Source organism: Parasphingopyxis algicola, from assembly GCF_013378075.1.
Taxonomy (GTDB): domain Bacteria; phylum Pseudomonadota; class Alphaproteobacteria; order Sphingomonadales; family Sphingomonadaceae; genus Parasphingopyxis; species Parasphingopyxis algicola.
This window is the reverse complement of record NZ_CP051131.1, coordinates 1,990,079-2,005,667: the sequence shown is the minus strand read 5'-3', so window position 1 is coordinate 2,005,667 and position 15,589 is coordinate 1,990,079. Positions and strand designations below refer to the sequence as shown.

Below are 15,589 nucleotides of genomic sequence, written 5' to 3'. Positions count from 1 at the left end.
CCGCAGTCGGCTGCCCCGCTTCATCGATTTTGGCGTGGCGGTCCTATTCTACGCTGAGCGAATAGGCGCCCGTCGCCCCACCGCCCAGAGTGGTCGCGCGGATCATCAGCGTCCCGCTGTCCCGGAAGGTCACCGTGAGCCGAGAATCCAGCCCCAGCGATTCCTCGCCCTCGCCCGCGGCACCGTCGTCGTTACTCTCGACCACGGCGAAACCGACCGGGGTGAGCCCGCCGATTTCGAGAAACGCGTCGAAATCGCCCGATCGCAGCGTTACCGTCCGCGTGTCGCCTTCGCGGCCGCGCAGCTCATAGAGCGCATAATGGCGATCCTGTCCGCCATAGCTGTCGGGCGAATAGGTCGGGCTGTCCATGGTCAGCGTACCGTCCATGGTCTGGCCGGCACGGATCCGGATCGGCGGCGGCGGCGGCGGTGGCGGTGCCATCTCGCTGACCTCGATCGTGTAGTTGCCGGTCGCGTCGGCGCCGAATGTCCGTGCGCGCACGACATAGCTGCCGGTTTCGGGGAAGGTGAAAACCAGTCGCGAATTCAGCCCGTCGCCACCGTCGTCGTCGACGAACATCTGCATGAACTCGCCGTCCTCCATCCGACCGATTTCGAGCAGCGTGTCGAAATCGTCGGATTGCATCGCGATGGCGATCCGGTCGCCCGCCGATCCGGTCACCGTGTAGCTGTCGAGATAATAATCGTTGCTCGTCACGCGTTCGCTCTCGCGCGTCAGTTCGCCCTCGGCGCTGCCGCCGGTCGGGAGCGGCGTCTGGGCGCCGGCCGCTGCCGGCAACGCCGCTGCAAGCGCGGCGGCAAGGGTGATCTTGGATAGCTGGGTCTTCATTGGATTCTCCCTGTGATACGGAGCTGCTCGGCTCCCTTTCTTCTGCGCGACCCGAAACGCCTATCGATGAACCGTTCTTTATGAGCGATGAACGGTTTAAAGCAAAATCAGGATCGCACCGACCAAGATCGTGATCATGGCGGCTATCCGGCTCATAGTCACGCGTTCCCCGAGAATGGTGATCGAGATCACGGTTGCGGTGATCATTCCGGTTTCGCGCAATGCGGCGAGCTCCGCCGTCGGGCCCAGCGAAAGCGCATAAAGTGCCAGTCCGAAGGTACCGAGCGACAGAAGCCCGGCCACCGCCGCGCTGCCGCCATAGGCCCGGGCCGCTGCGCCGAGCCGGTTGGTGGTGAAGCGCGGGAGCAGGATCATGTTACCGATCCCCATCAGAAGGAACAGCCAGAGGATGAAGCTCAACGGATTGGCGACGGCGCGCACGCCTTCGGCACCGACCACCGTATAGGCGGCGGTCATCGCGCCGGTGGCGAACGACAGCAGAACGACCTCCCGGCTCGCATGGCGGCCCCGCAGCATCATGAGGATGCCGCCGCCGATCAGCGCGATACCGGCCAGCGCGCTTGTCGTCGACGTGTCGCCGAGCAGGCCGATCGTGACCAGTGCCGTCAGCAAGGGCGCGCTGCCGCGATAGATGGGATAGGCGGAAGAAAGTTCGCCCCGATCGAGAGTGCGCGCGAGCAGCACGAAATAGACGAGGTGAAGGACTATCGCGATGGCGAGCCAGCCCCAGGCCTCGTGCGGCAGCGGCACGAAGAAGAGCAGGGGCAACGCGATCGCGCCGCTGGCGAAGGAGGTCAGTGCGGCATGGAGATAGCGGTCGCCGCCGCTCTTGATCATCGCGTTGACGGTCGCATGGAGGCTTCCCGAGACGATCATCAGCAATGCGGCGAGGGAGAAGGCGGACATCGCCACCCTGTGGCCTAGTCGATCATCGCCTGCAATGTCGCAATCGTGTCGGCTTCATGTGCAGGCTTGTCCCGGCGCAGGCGGGATATCCGCGGGAAGCGCATCGCGAGCCCCGATTTGTGGCGCTTCGATTCATGCACGGAATCGAAGGCCACTTCGACGACGAGCGTCTTTTCCACCTCGCGCACCGGCCCGAAACGGTTGAGCGTATTGGTGCGCACGAACCGGTCGAGCCATTTGAGCTCCTCGTCGGAAAAGCCCGAATAAGCCTTGCCGACCGGATGCAGCTCGCCGTCCGCCGTCCAGCAGCCGAAGGTATAGTCGGAATAGAAGCTCGATCGCTTGCCCGAGCCGCGCTGCGCATACATGATCACGCAATCGGCGGTCAGCGGGTCGCGCTTCCATTTGTACCAGAGCCCGGTCTTGCGGCCCGCCCGATATTCGCTGTCGCGACGCTTCAGCATGACGCCCTCGATCGCCGCATCGCGCGCGCCGTCGCGCAATGCGGCCAGCGCGTCGAACGTCTCCGCCTCGATGATCGAAGAGAGATCGAACCGGTCATCCGGCAAGCGCGGAACGAATGCTTCGAGCCGTTCCCGCCGCGCGGTCCATGGCAGGGCGCGCAGATCCTCGCCGTCATCGAACAGGATATCGTAGAGCCGGACAAAGGCGGGGAACTCGGCCCGCATCTTGGCCGAGACATTCTTGCGGCCCAGCCGCTGCTGCAGGGCATTGAAGCTCGCGGCGCCGCCTTCGGTTCCGCCCTGCGCCTCGCCGCGCACCAGCAGCTCGCCGTCCAGCGCGCCGGTTTCGCGAAACGCCTCGGCGATATCGGGGAAGCTGTGTGAGATATCGTCGCCGGTGCGGCTGAAGAGCCGCGTCTCGCCGCCGACATGGACGAGCTGGATGCGGATCCCGTCCCATTTCCATTCGGCGGCGAACTCGTCCATCGACACGGTCGTTTCGCCTAGCGGATGGGCGAGCATGAACGGGCGGAACACGGGGATATCGTCGATCGAAGGCTGCTCGCCGCCATCGCCCCAGGCGAACAGTTCGGGATAGGGCGGTTTCAGCCCGTGCCAGACCTCTTCCACTGCTTCGACGTCGAGATCGAAGGCCTGGGCGAAGGCGGTCTTGGCGAGCCGCGCGGAGACGCCCACGCGCAATCCGCCCATCGCCAGTTTCAGCAGCGCATAGCGGCCCGGCGGATCGAGCCGGTCGAGCATGTCCGCCAGCGCAGCCGGGGCATCGGCGCGGCCGAGCCGCATCAGCCGCTCGATCACGGCGGAGATGCTCAGGTCCGCAATATCCGTGTCGGCCGTTTCGCGGGCGGGCCAGATCAGCGACACGGTTTCCGCCGTATCGCCGACATAGTCCCGGCTCATCCGGAACAGCACGGGATCGACGCGCTCGTCGACGATCGCTTTCACCGCCGCCCGTTTGACTCCCGGTATATCGACGGAGCCGGTCAGCGCGGCCAGCGCCCAGCCGCGATCGGGATCGGACGTCGACCGGAGATAGTCGGCGATCAGCCGGAGTTTGGCATTGCGGGACCGGGTATAGACAAGCCGGTCGAGAAGCTGGGCAAAACGGCGCATGGCCCATGATATAAGGATGACCGGCGACGATGCGCCAGTGGCGGCGAGTTCGGACTAGTCGATCCGCGTCAGTTCGAAGGTCTCGACGCGTGTTTCTTCCCCGCTGCGCAGGCGCAGATAGATACGCAGCCCCTCTTCGCCGACCCGTTCGTAGGTCAGACCGGAGAAATAGGCGGCATTATCCTCGATGGCGACGAGCGGGAACTCGACCGCGGATTCGGCCGTATTGTCCTCCCAGCCGGAAAGATCGCGATTGAAATGCTTGAGGCGGAGAACCAGCGAGCCATCGCGTTCGACGAACTGGAGGATTTCGTAGAATTGCAACTCGCCATCGCCGCTCTGGTGAAAAATGCCCGCCATCTGTCCGTTGATCGGCGGCAGCCAGGCTTCATGGCTTTCGCCGCCCAGTCCGGTGCCCTGCCAACTGCCGGCCAGCCAGGCGATCTGGTCGAGCGTGGCGGGGGGCGAGGTCGCGTCGCCGAGCGACCGCACCTCTTGCGCGGCGAGCGACGCGGGCAGCAGCAGCGATGCCAGGATAACGAGCGCGCGCATGATGATGTCCTCCCTTTGGTCTTCTTTTTATACCATGAGGCATTCAATATCAAAACCAAAAGGGCCGGCGCGATGGCCGACGCCTTCAGTTCCGCACGGGTTGTCGCGCGCGCGACAAGACAAATATCCGCTAGACCCTGCGGCTGCCCATCAGGTGCATGGCGAAGAACAGCAGGAAGATCGCGACGGCGACATAGAACAGGATCTTCGCGATGCCGACAAAGGCGCCGCCTATGCCGCCGAAGCCGAACAGCGCGAGAACGAGACCGAGCACGAGAAAAATGAGCGCCCAACGTAACATGTTTTTCTCCCTTTTCATGTTCGATCAACAAGCGGAGGCGACGAGAGTTCCGAACCGTTGATGCGCCGGAAAGAAAAGGGGCCAGCTCCGAAGAGCCGGCCCCGATGCATTGGACAGGTTGCGACGGTCTAGCCCGAACGACCGGCTTCGAAGAGGAACCAGGCGCGTTCTTCAGCCTGATCCGTCCAGTCGTCGAGCAACCCGTCGGTCGCATTGTCGCCGGCGGCCTCGGCCGCTTCCTTGGCTTCGCGCAGCGCTTCGACGAGCTTGAGATTGTCCTCGCGCAGCTCGGTCAGCATGTCGCCGGCGCTGACGAATTCCTCGTCATTGTCGCTGATCGTCTGGTGACGCGCAATGTCGCCGATCGAGCGCAACGTCGTACCGCCGGTCTTGCGCACGCGCTCGGCGATATCGTCGGTGGTGGCGAGGATCGCCGCCGCCTGTTCGTCGAGCATCAGGTGATAGTCGCGGAAATGCGGACCCGACACATGCCAATGGAAATTCTTGGTCTTCAGGTACAGCGCATAGCTGTCTGCGAGAATCCGGTTCAGCGCCTGTGCGACGTCCTTCAGCTTGTTGTCGTTGAGATCCGTCGGTGTCGCGAGATTTGCTTCTGCCATGATGGTTGGCCTCCTGTTCGGTGTTTTACAATGTTATCCGATCAACGCGCTTATAGCGTTTCGGGTCCCAAAAATCGCGATGTTTCGGGCCGAAAACTCTCACTCTCAATGATCGATAAATTAGATCAAAGAGAAGGCATTGATCGCAATTATCGATGAAATAAGGAGGAATAGCGCACCGATGCCCTTCCGGATTGTCGGGAGCGGCAGGGTTTCCCGCAACGCGCTGCCGAGCATCACGGCCGGCGCACAACCGAGCAGGACGCCAAGCGTCGCCCCGGCGGCGGCGAAGGGCCAGTGCGGCGAGATCGCCCCGAAGCCGGCGGTGATGAACTGCGTCTTGTCGCCGAATTCGACCGCGAGAAACGCCGCGAAACTCGTGGCGAAAGCACCGATTTTCCAGCCTTCCCCGGCATCCGGATCGCGAAAGGGAATGAAGGCGCCGACCGCGGCGAACAGGAATCCGAGCGCAAGGAACAGCAGCGCGGCGTCCGGCGCGATCATCTGAGTCAGCAGCGATCCGCCAAAGGCCGCGATGCTCATATTGATCGCGGCGGCCGCGGCGATCGCGATCAGGATGGGTATCGGCTTGGCGAAGCGCATGGCCAGGAGCATGGCTACGATCTGCGTCTTGTCGCCCCATTCCGCGAGCGCCGCCGCGACAAGGGGTAGAAAGAAGGCGTCCATCGGAAGCGGGCGTCAGCCCGTCAGCCGTACCGATATGGCGGCGAGCATCGCATCGCGCGCCGTGTCGGTGTCGGCTGCGGCACAGCCGGTCGCGAGCTTGAGCTGGTCGAAATAGAGACCGAAGGCCGTCGCCTGGCGATTGCGGGCGATTGATCGCTCGAATGCGTGGGCGATACCCTCGAGCGCGACCAGATGATGCGCGACCGCCTTGGTCCGAATCTCGTCGATGGCCTCGTGAAGCGCGGGAAGCGTCATGGAGCGGCAATCCTGTTCCAGCTGCTCGATCTGCGTGTAGAGATTGGCACAAATCGGAAGACGGGCGTCGTCGTGAAGCTGCATCGTCCTGGCTCCTTCGTATCGCGATCCCCTTGTGCGCCCTTATGGTTAGCAAAAGGTTAATCGCAACGGACCGCGTTGCCCGGCTTGACAATCGGTCGTCCGACGGGCAGATGCGCGCGCTTCGGGCAAGCGATGACTCGATGATCGTCAGCGCGCCCCGCACAGCTCATTATTTGAAAAGGTTCGGGTCATGGCCAAACCGGCGACCGTGAAAATCAAACTCGTCAGCTCGGAAGGTACGGGCTTCTTCTACGTAACGAAGAAGAATCCGCGCAACCTCACCGAGAAGATGGTCATGCGGAAATATGATCCCGTCGCGCGCAAGCATGTCGAGTTCAAGGAAGCCAAGATCAAATAGGCTCGGGCGGCGATATCGCTGCTCGCCCAACGCGCCGGCGTTCCTGCTTAGATCAGAGCCCGCACTTCCTCGATAAATTTCACCACCGATATCGGTTTCGAGACATAGCTCTCGGCGCCCGCATCGCGAATCCGTTCCTCGTCGCCCTTCGCCGCATAGGCGGTTACCGCCATGATCGGAATGGCCTTGAGGCCGGCGTCTTTCTTCAGCGCCCCGATCAGATCGAGTCCGCTGACATGCGGCATCTGGATATCCATGATGATGAGATCGGGCGTCTTCGCCTTTGCGGTCTTCAGCGCCTCGCGTCCGTCGCTCAACGGTTCGGGTTCGAAGTCGTGCGCGCGCAGAAGGTCGCAAAAAAGTTTTCGGTTGAGATCGTTGTCCTCGACAACGAGCACCTTTTTCGCCACTTGCCACCCCGGTCCATTGTTCGGGATATGTCTAGGCGATGATGGCGGACGATACAAATGGCGAGATCGGGCTGGATGCGGCGGCCGTGGCGCTGCGCGCGCTCGCCTGGATCCTGGGCGAGGAGGATCGGGCGCAGCGTCTCCTGGCGCTGACCGGGCTGACCGCCGGTCATCTGCGCGCGGCGCTGGGCGAACCCGCGACGCTGGCGGCCGTGATCCGGTTTCTCGAGGCCTATGAGCCGGACCTGATCGCTTGCGCGGAGGCGATTCAATCCTCACCTGAGGATCTGGTAGCCGCACGAAGGGAATTGGAAGCATGAGCCGTCCGCTCGTCATCTGCGATTGCGATGAAGTGCTGCTGCACATGGTCAGCCATTTCGGCGACTGGCTCGACGAAGCCCATGATCTCGATTTCGTGCTCGAAGGCGGTAATTTCATCGATGCCGTGCGCCCGCGCGACGGCAGTCCGCCCTTGCAGGGCGAGGAGATCTGGCCGCTCCTCAACGGATTTTTCGATACCGAGATGCATCGCCAGACGATCGTACCCGGTGCAAGCGAAGCGCTGGTTTCGATTTCCGAATATGCCGAGGTCGTCATCCTCACCAATCTGCAGGACGAGTTCCGCACCGCGCGCGCCAAGCAGCTCAGCCGGTTCGGTATCGAATTCCCGGTCCACACCAATCAGGGCGGCAAGGGGGACAAGGTCGAGAGGCTGCTCGTCGAACATGCCCCGCCGCTAGCCTTTTTCGTCGACGATCTCGGCGTTCATCACGAATCCGTCGCGCGCACCGCGCCGCAGGTCTGGCGGCTGCACATGATCGCCGAACCGTCGCTCGCCCCGCACGTTCCGCCCGCCGACCATGCCCATGCCCGGATCGACGACTGGCACGAGGCCCAGCACTGGATTATTGATCGGATCACGGAAGGAGAATCGGCATGAGCGGCGAAATCGAGGCACGGCTAACCGAAATCGGCCTCACGCTTCCCGAGCCCGCGGCGCCCGTTGCCGCCTATGTGCCGGCGGTCGAGCAGGGCGGGTTCCTCCATATCTCCGGCCAGCTGCCGTTCGACGATAATGGCGATCTGATGCTCGGCCGCCTCGGCGAGGATCGCGATGTGGCCTATGGCCAGAAAGCGGCGCGCGCATGCGCGGTGATGCTGGTCGCGCAGATGAAGGCGGCGCTCGGCGATCTGGACCGGGTCGAGCGGATCGTGAAGCTCGGCGTATTCGTCAATTCCGACGGCCGCTTCACCGATCAGGCCAAGGTTGCCAATGGCGCGTCCGAACTGATGCAGGAAATTTTCGGCGAGCCGGGCCGCCATGCGCGCAGCGCGGTCGGCGTGCCGGTCCTGCCGCTCGGCGTCGCGGTCGAGATCGATGCCATCGTCGCGGTGTCCGATGGCTGATCTCGGCTTTCTGACGCGTGCGCCCTTCGCCCATCGCGGGCTGCACGGGGCCGGCGTCGTCGAGAACAGCCGCGCCGCCTTCGAAGCGGCGATCGCCGCAGGTCATGGCATCGAAACCGATGTCCAGGTCAGCAAGGATGGCGTGGCGATGGTTTTCCATGACTATGAGCTCGACCGGCTCACGCGAAAGACCGGGCCGGTCATCGAGCGCAAGGCGGCCAAGCTCGCAAAGATCAAGTTCAAGGACAGCGACGAAACCGTGCCGCGGCTGACCGGGATGCTCGATCTGGTCGCCGGGCGCGCGCCCGTTCTGATCGAATTGAAGGCGAAGAACCGCAAGGTGAAGAAGCTCTGCCGTTCGGTCGCCGACGCGCTGGCCGATTATGACGGCGAGGCGGCGGTCATGTCGTTCAACCCCGAGGTCGGGCGCTGGTTCGCCCGGAATGCGCCGTCCGTCGTCCGCGGTCTGGTCGTGACCGAGCATGACGAAGTCTCGCTCGCCGCGCGCCTCAAAGGGCCGATGCAGCGTTCGCTCTCGGTGTTTCGCGCCGAGCCGCATTTCCTCGCCTATGACATAAGAGACCTGCCGTCGACCTTCGCCGATTCCCTGCGCGAAAAGGGCGTTCCGGTCGTGACCTGGACCGTCCGGACCGACGGCGAACGGGCATGCGCCGCCAAGGGGGCCGACCAGATCATCTACGAAAACCCATGAGCGAGGGCGATCCCGAGCCGATCGTCGCGCGGATCGCGGATGGCGTCGGATCGCTCGATGCGGCAGGGTGGGATGCCTGTGTGGGCGACGACAATCCGTTTCTCCGCCACGCTTTTCTCTCGATCCTCGAAGAGTCGGGCAGCGTCTCCTCGGAGACCGGCTGGCAGCCGATTCCCGTGTCGATCGAAGGGGCGGACGGAAGGCTCGACGCCGTCGCGCCGGCCTATGTCAAAGGCCATAGCCAGGGCGAATATGTGTTCGATCATGCCTGGGCCGATGCCTGGGAGCGGGCGGGCGGACGCTATTATCCCAAGCTCCAGGTCGCGGTGCCGTTCACGCCGGTGCCCGGGCGGCGGCTGCTGGCGCGCGATTCAGGCCGCATCCCCGCGCTGATCGCGGCGCTCGAAACGATCACGCGCGATAACGATCTCTCTTCGGCCCATGCGACTTTTATCGCGGAGGACGAGATCGTCTGGTTCGAAAATGCCGGCTGGCTGATCCGCGCGGGCAGCCAGTTTCACTGGGAAAATGACGGCTATGCCGATTTCGACGCCTTTCTCGACGCGCTCTCCTCGCGCAAGCGCAAGGCGATCCGCAAGGAACGCCGCCGCGCCGTCGAGGGTCTGGAGATCGAGCATGTCACCGGCGCCGACCTCAGCGAGGATCACTGGGATATCTTCTGGGATTTCTATCAGGACACCGGGATGCGCAAATGGGGGCGGCCTTATCTGACCCGCTCCTTCTTCTCGCTGCTCGGCGAGCGGATGGGCGGGCAAACCCTGCTGATCCTGGCCCGGCGCGACGGCGAACCGATTGCCGGGGCGCTCAACCTGATCGGTGCGGATACCCTGTACGGCCGCTATTGGGGCTGTCTCGCCGACGTGCCCTTCCTCCATTTCGAACTCTGCTACTATCAGGCCATCGATGCGGCAATTGCGCGCGGGCTTCAGAGGGTGGAGGCGGGCGCGCAGGGTTCGCACAAGCTGGCGCGCGGCTACCGCCCCGTGCGGACTTGGTCCGCCCATTATTTCCCCGATCCCGGTTTCCGCCGCGCGGTCGCCGATTTCCTCACCGCCGAACGCCATGCCGTCGAGCGCGAGATCGAGTTTCTCGGGGAAATGACGCCGTTCAGGAAAGCGGACTAGGGCGAGATCGTTCGGCCATTCTCCGCGCAGGATGGCGGCCCGGCGGGCGATATGCTTTAGTCGGCCGTCATAGCGGCAAGGGGATATCCATGTTCAAGCGATTCTGTGCGGCCTTCTGGCTGGTGTTTGCGGTTCCGGCGTTCGCGCTGCAGGCGGACGGGCCCGAGCGGCATTTCACGGGCGCGGATCTCTTCTCGCTCGAAATCGCCGCCGATCCGCAGATCAGCCCGGACGGGCGCTGGGTCGCCTATGTCAGGCGGTCCGGCGATATCATGACCGATCGCTTCCGGCCGACGATCTGGCTCGTCGATACGCGATCCGACGAGCAGATGCCGATCGCCGCGGGGCCGGGTTCGCATATGAATCCGCGCTGGTCGCCCGACGGCGGCAAGCTCGCCTATATTTCCTCGGCGGAGGGCGGTTCCTCGCAGCTCTTCGTGCGCTGGATGGAAAGCGGAGAGTCCGTGCGGTTGACGGGCCTGGCCAATGCGCCCGGCAGCATCGCCTGGTCGCCCGACGGGAGCCGGATCGCCTATGCGATGCTGGTTCCCGGCGCATCGGAACCGCTCGGTACCTTGCCCGACGCGCCGGAGGGCGCCGAATGGGCGGAGCCGCTCGATGTGACGACGGCGATCGGCTATCGCGCCGACGGCGCCGGCTATCTCCAGCCCGGCTTCGAGCAGATCTTCGTCGTGCCCGCCGATGGCGGCGCGGCGCGCCAGCTCAGTTTCGGCGACTATCATCATGGCGGCCCGCTCTCCTGGACGGCGGACGGCCGATCGATCCTGTTCAGCGGCAATCGCTCGCCAGACTGGGAGCTCGATCCCATCGAGAGCGAGATCTATTCGCTCGACGTCGCGACGAGCACGATCACCGCGCTTACCGATCGCGACGGGCCCGATGCGAACCCCGTCGTTTCCCCCGACGGCCGGCATATCGCCTGGCTCGGCTTCGACGACCGGCGGCTCGGCTATCACAATACGCTTCTCTACGTGATGGACCGGGACGGTTCCAACCGGCGCGCGCTCACCGGAGCGCTCGATCGCAGCGCGAACAGCCCGGTCTGGTCGGCCGACAGCCGCGCCATCTATTTTTCCCATGACGATCGCGGCGAAACCAAGGTCGCACGGGTCTCCCTCTCCGGAACCATCCGCACCGTTGCCGAAGGGTTGACCGGCGCGACACTCGACCGGCCGTATTCGGGCGGTGCGTTCAGCGTCGCGCGGGACGGAAGCCTCGCCATCACCGGCGGCCCGGCGACGCGCCCGGCCGATGTCGTGCTCGTGCGCGGCGGCGATAGTCGCCGGCTGACCCGCCTCAACGCCAACCTGCTCGACCGCAAGGCGATGGGCGAGGTCCGCCGCGTCGAAACGCTCTCCTCGCTGGACGGCCGCACGATTGAATCCTGGCTGACCTTGCCGCCCGACCATGTCGCGGGGCAGCGCCATCCGCTGATCCTTGAAATTCATGGCGGGCCGTTCGCCGCCTACGGACCCCATTTTTCGACCGACAACCAGCTCTATGCCGCGGCCGGCTATGCGGTGCTGTCGGTCAATCCGCGCGGCTCGACCTCCTATGGCGCCGAGTTCGCGAACCTCATCCACCACGCCTATCCCGGCGACGATTATCGCGACCTGATGGACGCCGTGGATGGCGTCATCGCGGAGGGGTATGTCGATCCGGAGCAGCTGTTCGTGACCGGTGGATCGGGCGGCGGGGTGCTGACATCCTGGATCGTCGGCAACACCAGCCGCTTTCGGGCCGCTGCGACACAAAAACCGGTGATCAACTGGACGACTCAGGCGCTCGTTTCGGACATCCCGGTCTTCGTCGCCCAATACTGGTTCGGCGCGCTGCCCTGGGAGGATCAGCAATCCTACTGGTCGCGCTCGCCGCTGTCGCTCGTCGGCAATGTCGAAACGCCGACGTTGGTCGTGGTCGGCGGCGAGGACGAACGGACGCCTGTCAGCGAGGCGGAGCAATATTATATGGCGCTGCGCATGGAAGGCGTGCCGACCACCCTGATCCGCGTTCCCGGCGCCAGCCATGGCGGCCTTGCCGCCCGGCCCTCGCAAAGCGCGGCCAAGGCGTCGGCGATCCTCGCCTGGTTCGAACGGTATCGGGATGAAGCGGAGGCGAGCGCGCCGTAGAGGTTTCGATTTGTAGGACTCGACCTGTCGGTCGAGCTCGGCAGTTTTCTTTTGTCAGAATTTTCCTGCCGGAAAATCGCGGCACCGGCCCGCACCCCCTCCCGACCTCCCATTCAGTGTACCTTAGTGGGAGGTCGGGAGGGGGTGCGGGCCGGTGCCGCGCTCGACCGCTAGGTCGAGTCTGACCAAAAGACTCCGGGAGGGGGTGCGGGCCGGTGCGGCGCCGAGCCGAAGGCGAGGTCTGACAAAAAAGGCCGCCCGAAGGCAGCCTCTTTTAGTCGAGATGGGCAGGAAGCGGTTTAGATACCGTCGCGTTCCATGCGCTTGCGCTCGAGCTTGCGGGCGCGGCGGATGGCGGCGGCGCGTTCGCGCGCACGCTTTTCGGACGGTTTCTCGTAATGCCGGCGCAGCTTCATTTCGCGATACACACCCTCGCGCTGCAGCTTTTTCTTGAGCGCGCGGAGCGCCTGATCGACATTATTATCGCGAACTGAAACTTGCATAAACCCGTCTGTCTCCAATCGAACCATCTCGTCCCGCCGGCGGAATATTGCCCGCGGATATCAATCTCATAGCATAAATACGATTGCACCGCGAACTTGCGTTCCGCAGCGCTCCGGATGGCCAGCTAGCAACCGGCGCGCCGGATTTCAAGCAAAAAGCGTGTGTTGCGGCTCTCGACAATGCCGGCGCATTGCGCGAAACTGCGCTGAATTCCGCTCAATTGATGGAGATCGCGATGGCCACGACAGTCGCCCCGTCCAACGACCAGATGACCGACGAGGAATGGAAGGCCCGGCAGGAGCTGGCCGCCACCTATCGCATTTTCGCGATGATGGGCTGGCACGAGGCGATCTTCAACCACATCACGGTGAAGGTGCCGAACGAAGACGGAGCGTTCCTCATCAACCCCTACGGCCTCCATTTCTCCGAGGTGAAGGCGTCCAATCTCGTCAAGATCGACATCGACGGCAACAAGCTCGACGGCAGTGAATATCCCGTCAATAAGGCCGGTTTCGTCCAGCACAGCCTGTTCCACCGCCACCTGCACGACGCGCATTGCATCATCCATACGCATACGACCGACACCATGGCGGTCTGTTCGATGGAAGGCGGATTGCAGCCGGTGAACTTCTACGCCTGCAATTTCATCGGCCGTCTGTCCTATCACGATTTCGAGGGCGTAACGGTGCGGGAGGAAGAGGGCGAACGCCTGCTCGAAAATCTCGGCAGCAACCGGATACTGATGCTCAAAAACCATGGGCCGGTGGTGATCGGGCCGACATTGCCGATCGCGGTGATCCAGTATTGGGCGCTTCAACGCGCGTGCGAAATCCAGGTGGCGACGATGAAGGCCGGCGAGCCGATCGCCGTCCCGCAAGAAGTCGTCGACGTCCATCAGCGCGACATCTCCCAGACCCAGGCGTCCGCCGAACCGGGACGGGCGGAATTCGATGCCTGGGTTCGGCAGGTCGACCGCATCGATACGAGCTGGCGGGAATAGCGCTGCCTTCGGTTCCTTATTGTCAGAATCAACCTATCGGTCGAGCGCGGCACCGGCCCGCCCCCCTCCCGACTTCCCAGTGAGTATACCCTAGTGGGAGGCCGGGAGGGGCGGGCCGGTGTCGCGCCCGAGCGAAGCGAAGGTCTGACAAACGACTCCCGGTGCCGCGAACTTCCGAACGGAAGTTTCCGACAAACAAAGCCCCTAACATTTCTCTGAAAACGCGCTAAAGCCGCGCCATGACCCGGATGACGGTCAACGGCCAACCCGTCCATTACCGGATGGACCCCCGCACCCCGCTGCTCTGGGCGCTGCGCGACGCGTCCAACCTCACCGGTACCAAATATGGCTGCGGGATCGGCGTATGCGGCGCCTGTACGGTCAATCTCGACGGCCGGGCCGTGCGGTCCTGCCAGATCAGCATCGCCGAAGCCGAAGGCGCGTTCATCACGACGATCGAGGCGCTGTCCCGCGGGCGCGACCATCCGGTCCAGCAGGCCTGGATCGAGAATATGGTTCCGCAATGCGGCTATTGTCAGTCGGGCGTCATCATGGCCGTCGCCGCGCTGATCGACGGCAACGCCAATCCGAGCGATGACGAGATCGACGAGGCCATCACCAATATCTGCCGCTGCGGCACCTATCCGCGGATGCGCGAGGCGATCCGGCTCGCGGCCCGGGTATCGCGCGGCGAGGAACGGCTGGCCTCGGCCCCGCCACCCGGTATCGATCCGGACGACGCGGCGGCCAGTGTCGAGGCACTCACCCCGCCCGACGGCGCGGAGGCGGACGATCCCGGACGGATCGTGAGGGATTGACGCCCGTTCCGGCCGGATCGCGTCATCATTAATGAAAACTTGCTATTTCCTGACTCGCGGGTTCAGGCTCGTCTCATCGCGCATTGTCTAACACAGCATCACAGGTGGCCATTCCCGTGCCGCCACAGATGGAGTTGTGACATATGCGTATCTCATTGATCGCTTTGTTGCTGGCGGCGAGTGCGGGAACACCGGCCCTCATTGCCCCGGCACAAGCGCAAAATTTCAGAGAAGGCGATCGAGCCGTCCATACGGCGCGACCCGAGGTGGCGATGGTCGTGCAGCGCGACGATCGGCGTGCCAATCGCGCGGAACGGCGTGCCAACCGCGCCGAGCGTCGCGGTAATCGTGCGGAGCGCCGCGATCGTCCGCGTCGTGCGGTCAACCGCAACAATCGTGGCGAGGCGCGATTGGATCGCCGCCAGGATCGCCGGGCCGAGCGCCGCCAGCAACGGCGCGGAGAACGCCGGGCGGAGCGGCGGCAAGAGCGGCGCGCCGAACGGCGTTTCGATCGTCGTCAGGACCGCCGGGCGAACCGTTTCGAACGGCGCCAGGACCGTCGTCTCGACCGCGGTGCGAACCGTCGCGAGCAACGGCGCGCGGACCGGCGCTTCGATCGCCGTCAGGACCGCCGCGCGGATCGACGCTTCGAGCGTCGCCAGGAGCGGAGGGCCGAGCGCCGCTGGGATCGTCGCCAGGATCGCCGTGCCGAGCGCCGCTGGGATCGTCGCCAGGATCGCCGTGCCGAACGTCGCTGGGAACGTCGTCAGGACCGCCGTGCCGAACGGCGCTGGAACCGTCGCGAAGCGCGCCGCGACTGGAGGCGGTGGAACCGCCGGGCATGGCGCAACGATCGCCGGTATAACTGGCGGGATTACCGCCGGTACAACCGGAACCTCTATCGCCACGGACGCTATTACGCGCCGTACCGCGGTTATCGCTACCGCCGGTTCGACGTCGGCCTCTATATCGGCGCGGCGTTCTTCGGATCGCGCTACTTGATCAACGATCCCTGGCAGTATCGTCTGCCGGCAGCCTATGGGCCCTATCGCTGGATCCGTTACTATGACGACGTCCTGCTCGTCGATGTGCGTAACGGTTATGTCGTCGACGTGATCCACGACTTCTTCTGGTAGGCCATCCGCGCGGACAAAAAGAAGGCAGCCCGGAGCAGCATCGCTCCGGGCCGCTTTTTCTTTGGGCTTGCAAGC

21 protein-coding genes are annotated in these 15,589 nt (G+C 64.2%); 10 read left to right on the top strand and 11 right to left on the bottom strand.

All coding sequences use genetic code 11. The features are described 5' to 3' along the window. Positions 1-43: 43 nt before the first annotated feature. The 8 genes from HFP57_RS09925 to HFP57_RS09890 form a co-directional block, all read right to left on the bottom strand. Positions 44-850 (bottom strand): hypothetical protein, encoded by an 807-nt coding sequence (locus tag HFP57_RS09925; protein WP_176869620.1) that lies wholly within the window; start codon positions 848-850, stop codon positions 44-46. A gap of 96 nt (positions 851-946) precedes the next feature. After that, positions 947-1,777, bottom strand: a complete 831-nt coding sequence (locus tag HFP57_RS09920) for a DMT family transporter (protein ID WP_176869619.1) — start codon at positions 1,775-1,777, stop codon at positions 947-949. A gap of 14 nt (positions 1,778-1,791) precedes the next feature. Then, positions 1,792-3,375, bottom strand: a complete 1,584-nt coding sequence (locus tag HFP57_RS09915; RefSeq protein ID WP_176869618.1) for a cisplatin damage response ATP-dependent DNA ligase — start codon at positions 3,373-3,375, stop codon at positions 1,792-1,794. 54 nt (positions 3,376-3,429) lie between these two features. Continuing rightward, positions 3,430-3,927, bottom strand: coding sequence for a DUF6265 family protein (locus HFP57_RS09910; RefSeq protein WP_176869617.1), 498 nt, complete (start codon positions 3,925-3,927; stop codon positions 3,430-3,432). A 130-nt stretch (positions 3,928-4,057) separates the two neighbouring features. Continuing rightward, positions 4,058-4,228: a DUF1328 family protein gene (locus HFP57_RS09905; RefSeq protein WP_176869616.1), complete on the bottom strand. Its 171-nt coding sequence runs from the start codon at positions 4,226-4,228 to the stop codon at positions 4,058-4,060. Positions 4,229-4,356: 128 nt separating this feature from the next. Further along, a complete protein-coding gene (locus HFP57_RS09900) occupies positions 4,357-4,848 on the bottom strand; it encodes a Dps family protein (protein WP_176869615.1) in 492 nt (163 codons plus the stop codon). 120 nt (positions 4,849-4,968) lie between these two features. Beyond that, positions 4,969-5,535, bottom strand: a complete 567-nt coding sequence (locus tag HFP57_RS09895) for a TMEM165/GDT1 family protein (protein ID WP_176869614.1) — start codon at positions 5,533-5,535, stop codon at positions 4,969-4,971. Positions 5,536-5,547: 12 nt separating this feature from the next. Next, complete coding sequence (locus HFP57_RS09890; protein WP_176869613.1) at positions 5,548-5,874, bottom strand: hypothetical protein; 327 nt, start codon at positions 5,872-5,874, stop codon at positions 5,548-5,550. A gap of 190 nt (positions 5,875-6,064) precedes the next feature. Between HFP57_RS09890 and rpmG the strand changes: the two genes are divergently transcribed. Next, on the top strand, positions 6,065-6,232 hold the full coding sequence (rpmG, locus tag HFP57_RS09885; protein WP_116236689.1) for a 50S ribosomal protein L33: 168 nt from the start codon (positions 6,065-6,067) through the stop codon (positions 6,230-6,232). 47 nt (positions 6,233-6,279) lie between these two features. Here the strand turns inward: rpmG and HFP57_RS09880 are convergent, their stop codons facing one another. Further along, entirely contained in the window at positions 6,280-6,642 is a 363-nt protein-coding gene (locus HFP57_RS09880; RefSeq protein ID WP_176869612.1) for a response regulator, read from the bottom strand. A 41-nt stretch (positions 6,643-6,683) separates the two neighbouring features. On the opposite strand from HFP57_RS09880, the gene HFP57_RS09875 reads away from it, so the two are divergent. The 6 genes from HFP57_RS09875 (at position 6,684) to HFP57_RS09850 (ending at position 12,056) form a co-directional block, all read left to right on the top strand. Next, entirely contained in the window at positions 6,684-6,962 is a 279-nt protein-coding gene (locus tag HFP57_RS09875; protein WP_425500705.1) for a DUF3572 family protein, read from the top strand. After that, positions 6,959-7,582, top strand: coding sequence for an HAD family hydrolase (locus HFP57_RS09870; protein ID WP_176869610.1), 624 nt, complete (start codon positions 6,959-6,961; stop codon positions 7,580-7,582). The genes HFP57_RS09875 and HFP57_RS09870 overlap by 4 nt, the downstream gene beginning before the upstream one ends. Further along, on the top strand, positions 7,579-8,049 hold the full coding sequence (locus HFP57_RS09865) for a RidA family protein (RefSeq protein ID WP_176869609.1): 471 nt from the start codon (positions 7,579-7,581) through the stop codon (positions 8,047-8,049). Before HFP57_RS09870 ends, HFP57_RS09865 begins: the two co-directional genes overlap by 4 nt. After that, entirely contained in the window at positions 8,042-8,761 is a 720-nt protein-coding gene (locus HFP57_RS09860) for a glycerophosphodiester phosphodiesterase family protein (RefSeq protein WP_176869608.1), read from the top strand. The genes HFP57_RS09865 and HFP57_RS09860 overlap by 8 nt, the downstream gene beginning before the upstream one ends. After that, positions 8,758-9,906: a GNAT family N-acetyltransferase gene (locus HFP57_RS09855; RefSeq protein ID WP_176869607.1), complete on the top strand. Its 1,149-nt coding sequence runs from the start codon at positions 8,758-8,760 to the stop codon at positions 9,904-9,906. Before HFP57_RS09860 ends, HFP57_RS09855 begins: the two co-directional genes overlap by 4 nt. A gap of 89 nt (positions 9,907-9,995) precedes the next feature. Next, complete coding sequence (locus tag HFP57_RS09850; RefSeq protein WP_176869606.1) at positions 9,996-12,056, top strand: S9 family peptidase; 2,061 nt, start codon at positions 9,996-9,998, stop codon at positions 12,054-12,056. A gap of 299 nt (positions 12,057-12,355) precedes the next feature. Here HFP57_RS09850 and rpsU read toward each other — a convergent pair whose 3' ends face one another. After that, complete coding sequence (gene rpsU / locus HFP57_RS09845; RefSeq protein WP_176869605.1) at positions 12,356-12,559, bottom strand: 30S ribosomal protein S21; 204 nt, start codon at positions 12,557-12,559, stop codon at positions 12,356-12,358. A 236-nt stretch (positions 12,560-12,795) separates the two neighbouring features. Between rpsU and HFP57_RS09840 the strand changes: the two genes are divergently transcribed. Both HFP57_RS09840 and HFP57_RS09835 read left to right on the top strand, forming a co-directional pair. Beyond that, entirely contained in the window at positions 12,796-13,560 is a 765-nt protein-coding gene (locus HFP57_RS09840) for a class II aldolase/adducin family protein (RefSeq protein WP_176869604.1), read from the top strand. Between the two features lie 239 nt (positions 13,561-13,799). Further along, positions 13,800-14,378: a (2Fe-2S)-binding protein gene (locus HFP57_RS09835; RefSeq protein ID WP_176869603.1), complete on the top strand. Its 579-nt coding sequence runs from the start codon at positions 13,800-13,802 to the stop codon at positions 14,376-14,378. 152 nt (positions 14,379-14,530) lie between these two features. On the opposite strand, the gene HFP57_RS18045 is transcribed toward HFP57_RS09835, so the two are convergent. Continuing rightward, complete coding sequence (locus HFP57_RS18045) at positions 14,531-15,286, bottom strand: hypothetical protein (protein ID WP_246263032.1); 756 nt, start codon at positions 15,284-15,286, stop codon at positions 14,531-14,533. Between the two features lie 60 nt (positions 15,287-15,346). Between HFP57_RS18045 and HFP57_RS18040 the strand changes: the two genes are divergently transcribed. Continuing rightward, the gene (locus HFP57_RS18040; protein WP_281363134.1) at positions 15,347-15,514 is read left to right on the top strand and encodes an RcnB family protein; all 168 of its coding nucleotides are present in this window, start codon (positions 15,347-15,349) and stop codon (positions 15,512-15,514) included. The last annotated feature ends 75 nt before the right edge of the window (positions 15,515-15,589 follow it).